Genomic DNA, 13,656 nt, shown 5'->3' on the forward strand with positions numbered 1-13,656 from the left:
CATCATGCTCGTCGCCTCGACCCATTCTCCCACGCGGCGCCGGACGCGTGCTCAGCGAGCGGAGCGGCTCTGTGCCCAGGCTGCCTCGGCGGCACCGAGATCGGTGGCGGGTGCTCCGTCGTTGGTGTATTCGAGGAGCATCGAGCGCCACGGGCCGTGCGCTTCGAGTTTGCCGAGAATCGCACTGACCCCCCAGATCACGCGATCGAGGATGACGAAGCTGGGCGGCATGTTCAACTGTTCGATGACCGGGGCATGCGGACCTTGGACGTCGAAGATCGTGGCCAGCGTGTCGCGCATCCAGTCGCGGGTGAACGTGAACTCGTCGGTGAGATACGGCGTGTACGGGCTCGAGACGTAGTCGTAGACGAGTTGAGCGTCGAGCTCGTGTCCGGCTCGCAAGAAGCCGGATGCTTCCATCCGACGAACGAGCAGTTCCGGATCGCGATCGACGATGATCGCGTCCATCGCCGGCTTGAGCGTGTCCCACTCGCCGGGTGACCACCGCTTGACCAGCCCGTAGTCGAGGAACGACACGCTGCCGTCGTGATGGAACCGGTAGTTGCCCGGGTGCGGGTCGCCGTTGAAGATGCCGTGACGGTGGATTGCGTTCTGCGCGAACCGCCAGATGACCTCACCTGCCCGCTGCTTGGTCTCGGCGCTCTCAGTGCGCCGGAACTCGTCGAAACTCATGCCGTCGATCCACTCGGTCGTGAGCAGGTGCGCCGTCGAGTACTCGGGCACGAGCTTGGGGATCCGTACCCATGGATGCCCGGCGAAGCGTTCCTCGAAGTCGGCCACGTTGCGCGCCTCGAGCCGGTAATCGAGCTCTTCGCGCATCCGCGATCGGAGTTCGTCGACGAGACCTTTGGCGTCGAGGCCTTTGAGCATCATCGCCGAGAACATGGCGTACATGACCTCGGCTGCGTCGAGGTCGCTCTCGATCGCTTCGTGCACGCCCGGATACTGGACCTTGACCGCGACGTCGCGTCCGTCGTGGGTGACGGCGCGGTGCACCTGGCCGATCGACGCGGCGGCGACGGGGAGATCGGTCCAGTCGAGGAAGATCCGTTCGGGTGGCCGGCCGAGGTCGTCGGTGACGACGCCGGCCGCCAGGCTCGGCGCCATCGGCGCGGCGTCTGCCTGCAGGGTGGCGAGGGCATCCTGGGCCTCGTCGGGGAGGGCCTCGAAGATGAAGCTGATGAGTTGGCCGGCCTTCATCAGTACCCCCTTCATCTCGCCGAGTTCCTTCGCCACGTCTTCGGCCGTGCGGATCGCGAACTGCTCGTCGAGTTCGGCTCGTCGCTCGGCGGCGCTCCCGATGCCGCGAGCGCGAGACACCGCGAAGCGCGCCGAGTTGCGTGCCGAGAGCTTCCAGACCTTTGCCGACCGGGTGAACCGGCTGGTCAGCGGCGACGCCTTGGCGCGTTGGGCCGCAGCTGCCAGGCCCGCGGCGAGCGCTGCGATCGAGGCGAGGGACGCGACGGCCTTCTTCTGCACGTCAGGTGTCCTGTGCGGTGCCGCTCGGAGTACGACGGGTGAGGGGATCGGCGGCGAGCACGTCGTCGGCGATCGGCTCACCGGTCACCTCGTCCGTCCAGTACGTGTCGTCGGCGAGGCGAGCGAGCGCTGCTTCGACGCCGTCGAGATCGGACTCGACACCATCGAGGTCGAGTGTCGTGTTCGATGGGGTGTCGGCCGTCGGCTCGTCGATCGAGATGTCGCTCACGCTCGCAGAACCTAGTGGGCGACGATCGTTGTCGCGTTCTCGCCGTCCGCGAAGTAGCGTCCCGCCGTGCGGTCGGGGGGTCGGACGCTGGCGGCAACGGTCGCGGCGGTGTGCTGCCTTGCCGCGTGCGCGAGCGAGCACAGCGTCGTCCAGACGTGGCCCGCCGAGGCGGCCCCCACCACGACGACCACCACGACGACGACCACCACGACGACGACGACGACGACCACGACGACCCCGCCCGAGCCGATCGTCGAGACGGACGAGCTCTCGCAGCCGATCGAGCGGGTGATCGTCGTCGGCGACTCGCTGCTGTTCGATGGGCGCGACCTGTCGGGCGGGCGCCCGAACGAGATCGTTCCGACGATCGCCCGGCATCTCGCGGCGACACCCGGGCTCGGCGCGGTCGAGGTGCGCAACGCCGCCCTGCCGGGGTTGGCGGTGAAGCATGCGATCAACCCGAATGTGAACCAATACCTCGACACGCTCGCCGACTACCTGCCCGTGTTGCTGGCCGAGCTCGTCCGACCTGGAGATCTGGTCGTGCTCGCGGTGAGCACCATCGACGTGATCGTGATGATGGACGACGAACCGTTGCCATCGCAGGAGCTGTTGACCGAGATCGTCGACGAGCTTCGACGGTGGCGTGACCTGTTCGCTGCAGTCGGGGCGCCGGTCGCCTTCGTCGCGCCGTTCGGCGTCAACGACGAGCTCTACGACGAGGTGAAGAACACCTTCGTCGACGAGCCCAAGCGCTACGGACTCAGCGCACGACTGCGAGCGCTCGGCGACGCGCTCCGTGACAGCGACCTGTTCCTGCTCGTCGACGGGTTCCCCGGCCTCGACGCCGATGGCGACGGATCGGGCGAATTGTCGTTTTTCGTCGACTACGACACCAGAGTCGAGGGGTGGCCCGACGACGGCATCCACCCGAACCGGTCGGGAGAGACGTTGTACGGCGACACGGTCGGTCGGGCGCTCGTTGCCTTGCTCATCGATGCTGTGTGATGCCCCGCTCGTGATATCGGCCTAGCCTGTCGAGGTGCCACTGGAGAACGTGACGTCGAACTCACAGGCGTCGCCGTTGTTTGCGGTCCCGTCGAGTGCCGCCGACCGCGAGCGGATCGACGCCGCGATGCTCGAGGCCGTGGTCACCTCCGACGCGTACCTCACCGAGATCGCCTCACATCTCATCGTGGCGGGCGGCAAGCGCCTGCGCCCGGTGCTCTCGACGGTCGCAGCCCAGATCCACGGCGCGCCAGCCACCGATGACGTGGTGCGTGGCGGCGTCTCGTGCGAATTGGTCCACCTCGGATCGCTCTACCACGACGACGTCATGGATGAGGCCGACACTCGACGCGGCGTCGAAACCGTCAACGCGAAGTGGGGCAATCTGCAGGCGATTCTTGCCGGCGACTTCCTGCTCGCCCGCGCTTCGGGCATCGCCGCGTCGCTCGGAACCGATGTCGCCGGGCTGCTCGCCAGCACGATCGGCTGGTTGTGCGAAGGCCAGATCGAGGAGCTGCGCTACACCTACGACGTCGCCCGGACCGAGGAGAGCTACTACGCCTCGATCCACGGTAAGACGGCGTCGCTGTACGGCACCGCGGCTCGCATCGGCGGCATCGTCGGCAGGCACGATCTCGACACCATCGAGTCCTTGACGGAGTTCGGCAACGCGTTCGGGATGGTGTTCCAGATCGTCGACGACATCCTCGACGCGACATCCACCGAAGCGCAGCTCGGCAAGCCGGCCGGACACGACCTCGTGGAAGGCGTCTACACGCTGCCGGTGCTGCGAACGCTGGCGCTCGACTCCTCGGCCGCCGACGAACTCCGCGATCTGCTCGGCGCGCCGCTCGATGCGGCCCAGCAAGACAAGGCGCTGTCGATCGTGCGCTCCAACGAGGGCGTCGCCTCGTCGATCGAGACCGCCAACGACTACGTCGAGCGAGCCGTCGCTGCATGTGATGGCTTTCCCGACACGCCGGCCACGGCGGCGTTGCGGTCGGCTCCCGGCGCGCTGCTCGCCAGCGTGTCCGTGTCGGCCTGACCTGCCGATCGTCGCCGTCCGCCACTCCATCGGGCATGCTGGTCTGAATGCACGTCATCATCGTCGGGGCCGGGGAAGTCGGCCGCTATCTGGCTCAGCGGCTCGGCGCCGAGGGCAACGACGTCGTGGTCGTCGAGCAGAACGCAGCGATCGCTGCGGCGATCGGTGACGAACTCGACGTCCAGGTGGTCATCGGGAGTGCCACGGTGCCGTCGACGTTGCGGTCGGCGGGGATCGACAAGGCGGATCTGCTCGCGGGTGTCACGCAGAACGACGAGGTGAATCTGGTCGCGTCGCTGCTCGCCAAGGAAGCCGGCGTCGCGCAGACCGTCGTACGAATCCAGACCGAGGAACTGCGCGGTCCGGCGGGCAAACCGCTGCTCGACGCGATGCGCGCCGACTTGATCATCGACCCCGACGCCGACACCGCCGACGAGATCATGGAACTCGCCCACGTCTCGGGTGCCGACGAGGTCTATCCGATGTCGGACGGCGACCTGCTCGTGATCGGCGCCGTGATCGCCGAGGGTTCGCCCCTCGCCGGCAGCACGCTCAGCGAGATCGGGGCGCTCTACGAACCCGATTGGCGGTTCCTGTTCGGCGCGCTCACCCGGCATGGTGAAACCGTCATCCCGCGCGGCGATCAACGCCTCGAAGCCGGCGATCACGTCCGGGTGCTCACCTCGCGGTCGGCGCGCCGGGAGATCCTCGAGTTGCTCGGAGCCGCTCACCGTCGAGCCAAGCGGGTCATGGTGCTCGGTGGCGGTGCCGTCGGATCGCGCGTGGCCGAACGACTCACCGCAGAGGGTGCCGAAGTCGTGCTGATCGAACGAGATGCCGAGCGTGCCCGAGTGCTCAGCGAACGGCTGCCCCGCGTCACGATCGTCAACGGTGACATCGAGGACGTCGACCTGCTGACCGAGGAGTCGATCACCCGGATGGACCTCGTCATCGCGGCGACCGGCGACGACGCGGCCAACGTCCTGGCGTGCGCCGTCGCCGCGGCGGGCAACACCGCGTTCACCGTCGCCGTGCTCCACCGCCTCGCGCTGTTGCCGCTCGTTCGCCAGTTCGGCATCGACGCGGCGCTCAGCCCTCGCACGGCGTCGGCCAACGCCGTGCTCCGGCACGTGCGCGGCGGCACGGCGTCGGTCGCCACGTTCCTCGAGAGCGACATCGAGGTCGACGAGTTCCTGCTCGAAGCGGGCGCCCCCGCCGACGGGGTCCGCGTCGCCGATCTGCACCTCCCGCACTCGATCGTGCTCGGCGCCGTGATCCGGCCTGGGTCTCCCGGCAAGATCGTGCGCGGCAACACCACGTTGCACGCTGGCGACAACGTCGTGGTCTTCGCTCGTCCCGACTCGATCCCGGCACTCCGCAGAGCGTTCTCGCCGTGAGCAGCGAGGATCGACAACGCCAACGCTCTCTTCGCCACGCCGACCCGCACGGGCTGGTCAGTGCTCGCACGAGCGTGTTCGGTCGGCGCGGCGAACGCCTGCTCGCCGAGCGCCGTCGGCCGACGCTGACCGGCCACATCGTGGGCCTCACGGTCGCGGTCATCGGCGTCGGGATCACGCTCTCGGGTGTGGTCGAGTTGTTCGACGGCGGACCCGACGTGTGGGAGTTGCTCGTCTCTGGCGTCGTCGCGACCGTTCTCGGCTCCGCACTCTGGCGCACCACGATCGCTCCCAAGCAGATCCGTGTGCTCGACGTGTTCACCGCGGTCACGGTGACGTGGATCGTGATGGCGCTCGTCGGCGCCATCCCGTACCTCCTGACGGGGCACTTCGGACGTGTCGACGACGCACTGTTCGAGGCCATCTCGGGGTTCACCACGACCGGCGCGACGGTCACCGCCGACATCGAAGCGACGTCACGCGGTCTGCTCTTCTGGCGTTCGACGACGCAATGGATCGGCGGGATGGGCGTCATCGTGCTCGTCGTCGCGGTCCTCCCGACCGTGGGCTCGGGTGGGATGAGCCTGCTGCAAGCCGAAGCGCCCGGGCCGACCGGCGAGCGGCTCACCCCTCGCGTCCGCGAGACGGCCCGGCGGCTCTGGGCGGTGTACATCGGGTTCACCGTCGTGCTCGCTGCCGTCTATTGCGTCGCCGGGATGAGCCTCTACGACGGTGTGAGCCACAGTTTCACGACGGTGTCGACCGGCGGGTTCTCGCCGTATCAGGCGTCGCTTGGCCACTTCGACTCCGCGGTCATCGAGTGGGTCGCGATCGTCGGGATGTTCCTCGCCGGTGGCAGCTTCACCCTGTACTACCGAGCGCTACGACGAGACCCTGCACCGCTGCTGCGATCGACCGAGTTCCGCGTCTACGGGCTCGTCGTCGCTGCCATCGCACTGTGGGCGTACGTCACCTCCGGCAACGGGGGCGGCCAGGCCTCGGGATTTCGCGATTCGCTGTTCACCACGGTGTCGACGGTCACGACGACCGGCTACGTGACCGCGGAGTACGGGTTGTGGAGCCAGACCGCGCAGTCGTTGTTGCTCGTCGCCTTGCCGATCGGGGCGATGGCCGGGTCGACGGCCGGTGGCGTGAAACTCATCCGAGTGCTCGCCGTATCGAGCTTCGCGCACCGTGAAGCGCTCAAGCACCTGCACCCGAGGTTGGTTCGCCCGATCCGTGTCGGCAACGGACTGCTGCCCGACGACGTCGCCGGCAAGGTCGTCGGCTTCTTGTTGCTCGCCTTGGTCATCTTCGGTGGCGGATCGATCATGATCGCGGCGACGGGCCCCGATCTGATCACCTCGTTCTCTGCGTCGGCCACTGCGTTCGGCAACGTCGGCCCGGGGCTGGGTGATCTCGATCACGCGGGTGATTTCCGTGCGATCCCCGCTCTCGGACGCGCCATCGCGATGGTGCAGATGCTGCTCGGTCGTCTCGAGATCTATCCGGTGATCCTGGCGCTGTCGGTGATCACCTTGCGGCTGCCTCGCCTGAGTCGCTCCGCCCGCCACCGTTCGGAGACGTGACCGATCACCAGCTCGGCGCGAAACGGGTCATCATGCGGGCCATTCGATAGGCCCGTTCGGCCCCACCGGCGCCGTCGTCGCGTAGGTCGTTCGACGCGATTCGCAGCGCCGCGCCCATGGCGTCTTCGCTGCGGATACCGGATCGCAGAGCGACGCGCATCAGGCGCGGGCGGCCGAGGAACCGCATGCTCAGCCGGCCGACCTTGTGATAGCGACCGATTTCTTCGTCGAGGCGAGCCGGGTAGCGCTGCAGGGTGGTGGAGTTGCCGACCGTGAGTGCTTCGTCGAGCACTTCGGCGGTCACCCGGCCCGTCATCAGCGCGGCGCCGACGCCGTGACTGTTGAACGGGTTGGCCATGCCGGCTGCGTCGCCGGCGACCAGGAAGGTCGGGCCCATCACCGGTCGGACCGATCCGCCGAGCGGTGTGCGCCGCCGGACCGGGTCGGTGAGGCGCGACGCCGGGTCGACGTGCCAGCGCGCTGCCACCTCGTCGACGAAGGAATCGAGGAGCTTGAGTGCGTTGACGCCGAGCACGTCTCGGTAGGTCGACAGCACCGTGACCCCGACGTTGACCGTGCCGTCGCCGACCGGGGCGACCCAGCCGTGCCCGGTGATCGGGTTGCCGTTGCGGTCGGGGAGTCCGAGTACGGCATCGACCCAGGAGTCGCCGCTGCGCTCGCTGTCGAAGTACGCACTCGTCGAGATCGCGTAGGGCCATTGGCGGTCGCGGGTGGTGCCGAGACCTCGCCCGAATCGGCTGTTCGCTCCATCGGCCACGACGAGGAACCGGCAGTTGATCGACGCGCTGTCTGCCGCCATGTCGGACGCGTCGGCATCGGTGGGCACCACCACGGCCCCGCGCACGAAACCGCGTTCGACGATCGGCGTCGTCGCCTCGTAGCCGAGGATCACGTCGACGCCGGCGGCGGTGGCCGTGTCGAGGAGCACGCGGTTGAGGTCGGAGCGCCGCCAGGCCACCCCGGGCGTGTGATGCGATCCGCCGTTCGGCCACCGAACGGCGACCGATCGATCTCCAGCCCACATCCTCAGCCCGAGTAACGGATGCGCACCGAGCTCGACCGGCGCGAGCCCGACATCGCCGAGCTCGCGTACCGCGGTCGGATCGAGCAGGTCGCCGCGTGTGAACGGCGAGCGTCCCGTCCGTCGTTCGACGAGCGTGACGGCATGGCCAGCTCGAGCGAGACGAATGGCAGCTGACGCGCCAGCGGGGCCGCCGCCCACGACCAGCACGTCGGTGTGTCGGGTCGTATCGGTAGCGAGGCGACCCATGGCGCCTCGGATCAGGGTGATCCGGGGATCGGCTCAGATCCGATGGGCATGACCTCGAAGGTCTCGCCGGCGGCGTCGACGAAGGGCCCGAACTCGTCGTCGGTGAGGCCGACCTCACCCGCCTGGAGGCCGACGAAGATCGGCGACTCGGGTGAACACCAGCGTTCGTACTCTTCGACGTAGTCCTCGCTCGTCGGATCGGCGCCGCCGAGCGTGTAGCGCTCGTGACACACGACGCCGAGGATCTCGTAGCCGGTGAGCTGCCCGCCGAAGCCCGGCATGTTGCCGAGGCCACCGGTGAGGTGGGGGCCACCCTCTCGGTCGGGATTGCCGTAGATCTCGATGCCGGCGAGGTTGTAGCCCTCGGTGCCGTACTCGACGTAGCGGAGCTGATCCTCGATGTTCGGGAACGTGGCGAGGACTTCGCCGCCGGAGAACGCATAACCGACGCCGCCGCCACCGCCGGCGCCGTGACAGCTCGCGCAGCTGTTGTAGACCTCGGAACCGATGCCGAGCGGACCTTCGACCGTTTCGGGCGGCTCGGTGACCGCCCGGACGTACATGAAGCCCCACACCGGCATGAGCGACAACGTCGCCATCGCCCACCACGGCACCTTGCGCCGCTGCTTGGCGGCGACCACGTAGTGCGGATCGGGCTTCGGTGGCGGTGGAGCGTCGGGAGCGGCGGCTGGGGAGCGACCCGCCGGGCCGGTGGCAGCGGCAGGTGCGGGGCTCGCGGCCGCGGTGGTCGCAGGTACCTTCGCCGCGCCCGACTCGGCGGGGCTCGACGCGTCGGCGCCCTCGTCGCCGCCTTGCCCGATGGCGGCGCGCCGCTCGCGCGACCGCTTCAGCAGATGCTCGGGGATCTCAGTCACCCGGCCGAGGATAGATGCCGAACGCCCCGATGAGGAATTTCTCGGCGGGATATCTCGGCACACCCGCCGTGTGGCTCTCCTGTGACTCGTGGGAACGGTCTGAGAACTTGTGCACAACCTGGCGCGCGTTGCGAGCCTCTCTGCCAAACTTCATTCACCTGTCGGGAGACCACTAGTCTGGTGGCTCCCGTCCCGTTCCCCGACCGAGAGAGACTCACCACCGAATGATCGGCATCGACATCCTCGAATGGCCTGGATTCAACCAGGCGTTCATCGCGTCGTTCATCGCGTCGCTGCTGCTCTCGCTGGCCATCATCCCCTACGGCAAGCGCCGCCCGGTCGGTGCGCCGTTCTCCTGGGGCGAGGCAATGCTCGGCGCCACGTACTTGTTCTGGGTGCTGTTCCTGGCGTACGGCATCATGCCGCACCAGTTCATCGACCACGCCGACAAGAACCTCGGGTGGTCGAAAGACAAGCTGATCTTCGGACCTGGCGGCATCTTGAAGCCGGAGGCCGAAGGCGGATGGTTGCCGCTCACGCTGCAGTACGAGGCGGTCCGTGACACCGTGGTCGTGCTCCTTCACGCACTCTTCTTCGGTCTGCACATCTTCTTGGCCGTCTGGTGGCAGAAGCGCGGCGACGTCAAGGCGAAGGAGCTCCCCACGTCCACCTACGGCCGTCCGCTGGTGAAGAAGGCCTGATCGAATGGCACGTACCGACGCCAACCCCCCGTTGATGCCCTACACCGACGACTACACGTTGGTGGAAGTCGACGCGGACTACCTGACCAAGGCCGTCAAGCCGAAGCAGTTCATCCACATCGACCAGTCGGAATGCATCTCGTGCGAAGGCTGCGTCGACATCTGCCCGTGGAAGTGCATCCACATGGTGTCGCTCGACGCGATCTCCGATTCGATCGGCACCGAGCAGCCCGGCACCGACCCGTCGGATGCGTTCATGTTCACCATCGACGACGACATCTGCACGCGCTGTGCGCTCTGTGTCGACCGCTGCCCGACCGGCGTCATCATTCTCGGCAAGGCCGGTACCGCCACGGCGGTCGGCGATTCCCACACCCGAACCAACAACCACGGCTACGGCTATGGCATGAGGCTCTGAGTAAGGCAACTCTGAACAATGGCAAAGATCATCGACGACAAACCACGCCCGACCATCAAGGATCGCGTCAACCAGGCAGTCGACGCGACCCAGGGCAGCCAAGCGTGGAGCTCCATCTTCCGGCCCGGTTCGATCTTCCGCAAGGGCTACACCGACAGCCCTCGTAACCGCAGCTACGTCATCATGAACTCGGTGCTGTACCACCTGCACCCGGTCAAGGTGAAGCGGCACGCGGTCAAGGTCAGCTACACGCTGTGCCTGGGCGGCCTCAGCTTCTTCTTGTTCATCTTGCTGACGGTGACCGGCATCTTCTTGATGTTCTTCTACCGGCCCGAGACCACCGCAGCGTGGAACGACATCAACAATCTTCAGACGTCGGTGACCTTCGGGTTGCTGGTCAGAAACATGCACCGATGGGGAGCGCACCTGATGGTGCTCGCCGTGTTCTTGCACATGGCCCGCGTCTTCTACCACGGCGCCTACAAGCCGCCGCGTGAGTTCAACTGGGTGATCGGCGTGATCCTGCTCACCCTCACCCTGCTGCTCTCGTTCACCGGCTACTTGCTGCCGTGGGATCAGTTGGCACTGTGGGCGGTCACCGTGGGTACCAACATGATGGGGTACACGCCCGTGTTCGGCGAGGAGGTCAGATTCGTCTTGCTCGGCGGTGCCGAGATCGGCGCCGAGACCTTGCTGCGATGGTATGTCCTCCACGTGTTGTTCCTGCCGTTCGTGATCGTGATCTTCATGGCGATCCACTTCTGGCGAGTTCGTAAAGACGGCGGTATCTCGGGTCCGTTGTGATCCGGGTGCATGACTGGCAACGAAGAAAGATCGAAGGGGCTGTCCGATGACTGAAATCCCAGAGCACCTGCTGAAGCGAGCAGCTGCAGCACGCGACAAGGCGAAGGCCGAACCAGAGCCGGCTGCCGAGGCTGCCGCGCCCGCTGGCGACTCGCGCATCCCCGAGCACCTGTTGCAGCGCAGCAAGGCCGCCAAGTCCAAGACCGATGCAGCCGAGGCCGGTGGTGGCGGCGCCGTCGCCGTGGCCGAGAAGGTCGGCGCCGTGGTCGCCGCCGCTCCTGCGGGTGGCGGTGTGCCTGTCGGTGCCGGGCCGGGTGGACATACGCAACGGTTGCTGACCGTCGTCAAGTCCGGCACGATCCAAGACGTCAAGGCGACACCGGTCGACAAGGTCCACACGTGGCCGCACCTGCTCGCCGCCGAGTTCGTCGCCGCGCTGGCGATGACGGCGTTCGTCTTCATCTTCTCGATCTTCGTGCACGCACCGCTGCTCGAGCTGGCCGACCCGAACCAGACCCCCAACCCCTCCAAGGCGCCGTGGTACTTCCTCGGACTGCAGGAGTTGCTCGTCTACTTCCACCCGATGGTGGCCGGCGTCACGCTGCCGGGTGTCGGCCTGATCGCCCTGGTGCTCACGCCCTACCTCGACCGCAATCCGTCGAACAAGCCCGAGGATCGCAAGTTCGCCACGTCGATCATGACGGTGCACCTGATGTTCTGGGCGGTTCTGGTCATCATCGGTTCGTTCTTCCGAGGCCCTGGTTTCAACTTCGTCTTCCCCTGGGTGGAGGGCCTGTTCTTCGAGCTCTGAGCGAGCAAAGGAGCACTACACATCATGAGTACCGCAGCAGTCATCGCCATCGCCATCGCCGTGGTCGTCGTGTTGGGCGCCGTCAGTTTCCTGACGCTCGCCCGACGCAGCGACGTACGCGGCGCCGGTGCGTTGTCCAACGAGACGTTGAGTCGCGACAAGGACGCGCGAAAGGACTCCAAGGCCTTCGAGGCCGCGGAGACCAGCTCGCGCACCGCCGCCGTCGCCGAGGCCGAGGGCACCGCTGCCCGCGGCTCGGGAACGGCGCTCGCCACCGTCGACGACGACGTCGCGCTCGTTCCCTGGACCGCGCCCGACCCCGAAGTGATCGGCGTGTCGCGCCGCCAGTTCTTCAACCGCGCCACGGTCACGTTGATGACGGCGAGCATCGGCACGTTCGCGGCGGCCTCGTTCGTCGCCTTCCTCTGGCCGTCCGGCACCGGCGGGTTCGGCGGAGCCGTGCCGGTCGGCAAGCTCGAGGCCATCAAGGCCGGCATCAAGAGCGGCGGTGGCTTCTTCTACGCACCCGACGCCCGTTCGTGGATCACCGAGTACCCCGCAGAAGCGCTGCCCGTTGCTCGCACGATCTACCCGGCGAACCTGCTCGAAGCGATGGAGAACGGGATCGTCATCCTCAGCCAGAAGTGCCCACACCTCGGTTGCCGAATTCCGGAGTGCTCGACCAGTCAGTGGTTCGAGTGCCAGTGCCACGGCTCGCAGTACAACCGGGTCGGGGAGAAGAAGGGTGGGCCCGCACCGCGCGGTATGGACCGTCACCCCGCCACGATCTCGGGGAGCGGCGACGTCGTCATCGATACCGGCGTGACCGTGCCGGGTCCGGCGATCGGCGTCAACACGACCGGCCAGGAAGCTGAAGGCCCGAACTGCACGAGCGAGGGCACTCACTGATGATCGCTCTCACCACGACCGCGATCGCTGTCATCGCGCTCGTCATCATCTGCGTCTTCTTCGTGATCTACGCGACGTTCAACGTCGTGGGTGGACGCGCCGAAGTCGGCTCGGAGATCGAGCTTGCCGCGAACCGCAAGAAGTACGTCGACGACGAAGAACTCGAAGGCCCGCGTCTCGAACGCCTGCAGCTGATGGGCGTGTTGATGCTGATCGTGATCACGATCGGGTTGCCGCTCTACTGGATCTTCGAGCCAGGTCGCCAGGCAGGGGCCCAAGAAGGCTGGGATCGCCGGTTCGCCTCGTGGGGCTCACAGTTGTTCGCATCGACCGCCGACGGCGGCTTCAACTGCGCCGGCTGCCACGGCGGTATGGCCGCAACGGGAGGCGAAGCTCCGTTCACGGTCACCGACCCGGTCACCAACCAGGTGAGTGCTGTCAACTGGAAAGCGCCGGCGCTCGACACGGTGTTCTACAAGTTCGACGAGTCCGAGGTCGAGTTCATCTTGAACTACGGCCGCCCGTTCTCGCCGATGTCGCCGTGGGGTACCGTCGGCGGTGGCCCGATGACCACACAGCAGATCGACACGCTCATCGAGTACCTGAAGAGCATCCAGATCCCGCGCGAGGGTTGCGCCGAGGACGAACTCGGCGGGGACGAGTTCTTCGACGTCCAGATGTGCGGCTCGGGAACCCTGCCGCAAGCGGACAAGGACGACATCCAGACGGCGATCACGCAGGCGATGGAAGCCGAGGGAATCTCCGAGGGTGAGGCGATCTACAACCTCGAACTCGGTGCCGGCGCCTACAGCTGCGCTCGCTGCCACACGCTCGGCTGGAGCTACGACAACCCCGGAGTCCCCGGGCAGGGTGCCTACGGCTGGAACCTGACCGGTGGCGCCGCCAACGCGCACTTCGCCAGTGAAGACGACCTCGTCAACTTCATCAAGAACGGTTCGGAGTTCGGCAGGCAGTATGGTCTCAATGCCCAGGGCAGCGGCCGCATGCCTGGGTTCGGATCGGTACTCACCGATGACCAAATCCGCGCTGTGGTCGAATACGTACGGAGTCTGTGATCT

14 protein-coding genes are annotated in these 13,656 nt (G+C 66.9%); 10 read left to right on the top strand and 4 right to left on the bottom strand.

All coding sequences use genetic code 11. From position 1 onward, the window contains the following. Window positions 1-51 precede the first annotated feature (51 nt). Together ACE37B_RS13550 and ACE37B_RS13555 are read right to left on the bottom strand one after the other, a co-directional pair. Window positions 52-1,500 (bottom strand): ABC1 kinase family protein, encoded by a 1,449-nt coding sequence (locus ACE37B_RS13550; protein WP_409923858.1) that lies wholly within the window; start codon window positions 1,498-1,500, stop codon window positions 52-54. Window position 1,501: 1 nt separating this feature from the next. After that, complete coding sequence (locus tag ACE37B_RS13555) at window positions 1,502-1,729, bottom strand: hypothetical protein (protein WP_409923859.1); 228 nt, start codon at window positions 1,727-1,729, stop codon at window positions 1,502-1,504. 66 nt (window positions 1,730-1,795) lie between these two features. Here ACE37B_RS13555 and ACE37B_RS13560 point away from each other — a divergent pair, with 66 nt between their 5' ends. From ACE37B_RS13560 to ACE37B_RS13575, 4 genes are read left to right on the top strand one after another with little or no spacing between them, the layout of a single operon-like run. Continuing rightward, window positions 1,796-2,737 (top strand): SGNH/GDSL hydrolase family protein, encoded by a 942-nt coding sequence (locus ACE37B_RS13560; RefSeq protein WP_409923860.1) that lies wholly within the window; start codon window positions 1,796-1,798, stop codon window positions 2,735-2,737. A gap of 34 nt (window positions 2,738-2,771) precedes the next feature. Then, window positions 2,772-3,782, top strand: coding sequence for a polyprenyl synthetase family protein (locus ACE37B_RS13565; protein ID WP_409923861.1), 1,011 nt, complete (start codon window positions 2,772-2,774; stop codon window positions 3,780-3,782). 47 nt (window positions 3,783-3,829) lie between these two features. Further along, window positions 3,830-5,179 (top strand): Trk system potassium transporter TrkA, encoded by a 1,350-nt coding sequence (trkA, locus tag ACE37B_RS13570; RefSeq protein ID WP_409923862.1) that lies wholly within the window; start codon window positions 3,830-3,832, stop codon window positions 5,177-5,179. Further along, the gene (locus ACE37B_RS13575; protein ID WP_409923863.1) at window positions 5,176-6,768 is read left to right on the top strand and encodes a TrkH family potassium uptake protein; all 1,593 of its coding nucleotides are present in this window, start codon (window positions 5,176-5,178) and stop codon (window positions 6,766-6,768) included. Before trkA ends, ACE37B_RS13575 begins: the two co-directional genes overlap by 4 nt. Before the next feature lie 4 nt (window positions 6,769-6,772). Here the strand turns inward: ACE37B_RS13575 and ACE37B_RS13580 are convergent, their stop codons facing one another. Together ACE37B_RS13580 and ACE37B_RS13585 are read right to left on the bottom strand one after the other, a co-directional pair. Next, window positions 6,773-8,059 carry an NAD(P)/FAD-dependent oxidoreductase gene (locus ACE37B_RS13580; RefSeq protein WP_409923864.1) on the bottom strand — a complete coding sequence of 429 codons (1,287 nt, stop codon included), beginning with the start codon at window positions 8,057-8,059 and terminating at the stop codon, window positions 6,773-6,775. Window positions 8,060-8,070: 11 nt separating this feature from the next. Then, window positions 8,071-8,934: a hypothetical protein gene (locus ACE37B_RS13585; RefSeq protein ID WP_409923865.1), complete on the bottom strand. Its 864-nt coding sequence runs from the start codon at window positions 8,932-8,934 to the stop codon at window positions 8,071-8,073. A gap of 224 nt (window positions 8,935-9,158) precedes the next feature. On the opposite strand from ACE37B_RS13585, the gene ACE37B_RS13590 reads away from it, so the two are divergent. The 6 genes from ACE37B_RS13590 to ACE37B_RS13615 are packed head-to-tail and all read left to right on the top strand — an operon-like array spanning window position 9,159 to window position 13,653. Next, window positions 9,159-9,635 carry a hypothetical protein gene (locus ACE37B_RS13590; RefSeq protein WP_409923866.1) on the top strand — a complete coding sequence of 159 codons (477 nt, stop codon included), beginning with the start codon at window positions 9,159-9,161 and terminating at the stop codon, window positions 9,633-9,635. A 4-nt stretch (window positions 9,636-9,639) separates the two neighbouring features. Next, window positions 9,640-10,053: a ferredoxin family protein gene (locus ACE37B_RS13595; protein ID WP_409923867.1), complete on the top strand. Its 414-nt coding sequence runs from the start codon at window positions 9,640-9,642 to the stop codon at window positions 10,051-10,053. An 18-nt stretch (window positions 10,054-10,071) separates the two neighbouring features. After that, on the top strand, window positions 10,072-10,857 hold the full coding sequence (extP, locus tag ACE37B_RS13600) for a selenite/tellurite reduction operon b-type cytochrome ExtP (RefSeq protein WP_409923868.1): 786 nt from the start codon (window positions 10,072-10,074) through the stop codon (window positions 10,855-10,857). 46 nt (window positions 10,858-10,903) lie between these two features. Continuing rightward, window positions 10,904-11,668, top strand: coding sequence for a menaquinol-cytochrome c reductase cytochrome b subunit (locus ACE37B_RS13605; protein WP_409923869.1), 765 nt, complete (start codon window positions 10,904-10,906; stop codon window positions 11,666-11,668). A 24-nt stretch (window positions 11,669-11,692) separates the two neighbouring features. Then, window positions 11,693-12,577: a ubiquinol-cytochrome c reductase iron-sulfur subunit gene (locus ACE37B_RS13610; RefSeq protein ID WP_409923870.1), complete on the top strand. Its 885-nt coding sequence runs from the start codon at window positions 11,693-11,695 to the stop codon at window positions 12,575-12,577. Continuing rightward, window positions 12,577-13,653, top strand: a complete 1,077-nt coding sequence (locus ACE37B_RS13615; protein WP_409923871.1) for a c-type cytochrome — start codon at window positions 12,577-12,579, stop codon at window positions 13,651-13,653. The genes ACE37B_RS13610 and ACE37B_RS13615 overlap by 1 nt, the downstream gene beginning before the upstream one ends. The last annotated feature ends 3 nt before the right edge of the window (window positions 13,654-13,656 follow it).

It is taken from the genome of Ilumatobacter sp. (assembly GCF_046290335.1).
GTDB lineage: Bacteria > Actinomycetota > Acidimicrobiia > Acidimicrobiales > Ilumatobacteraceae > Ilumatobacter_A.

Excerpts from the sequence above, each read along its gene's own strand:
- ACE37B_RS13595 (WP_409923867.1), top strand. The coding sequence starts at position 9,640 with ATGGCACGTACCGACGCCAACCCCCCGTTGATGCCCTACACCGACGAC.
- ACE37B_RS13615 (WP_409923871.1), top strand. The coding sequence starts at position 12,577 with ATGATCGCTCTCACCACGACCGCGATCGCTGTCATCGCGCTCGTCATC.
- ACE37B_RS13590 (WP_409923866.1), top strand. The coding sequence starts at position 9,159 with ATGATCGGCATCGACATCCTCGAATGGCCTGGATTCAACCAGGCGTTC.
- extP (WP_409923868.1), top strand. The coding sequence starts at position 10,072 with ATGGCAAAGATCATCGACGACAAACCACGCCCGACCATCAAGGATCGC.
- trkA (WP_409923862.1), top strand. The coding sequence starts at position 3,830 with ATGCACGTCATCATCGTCGGGGCCGGGGAAGTCGGCCGCTATCTGGCT.
- ACE37B_RS13605 (WP_409923869.1), top strand. The coding sequence starts at position 10,904 with ATGACTGAAATCCCAGAGCACCTGCTGAAGCGAGCAGCTGCAGCACGC.
- ACE37B_RS13610 (WP_409923870.1), top strand. The coding sequence starts at position 11,693 with ATGAGTACCGCAGCAGTCATCGCCATCGCCATCGCCGTGGTCGTCGTG.
- ACE37B_RS13580 (WP_409923864.1), bottom strand. The coding sequence starts at position 8,059 with ATGGGTCGCCTCGCTACCGATACGACCCGACACACCGACGTGCTGGTC.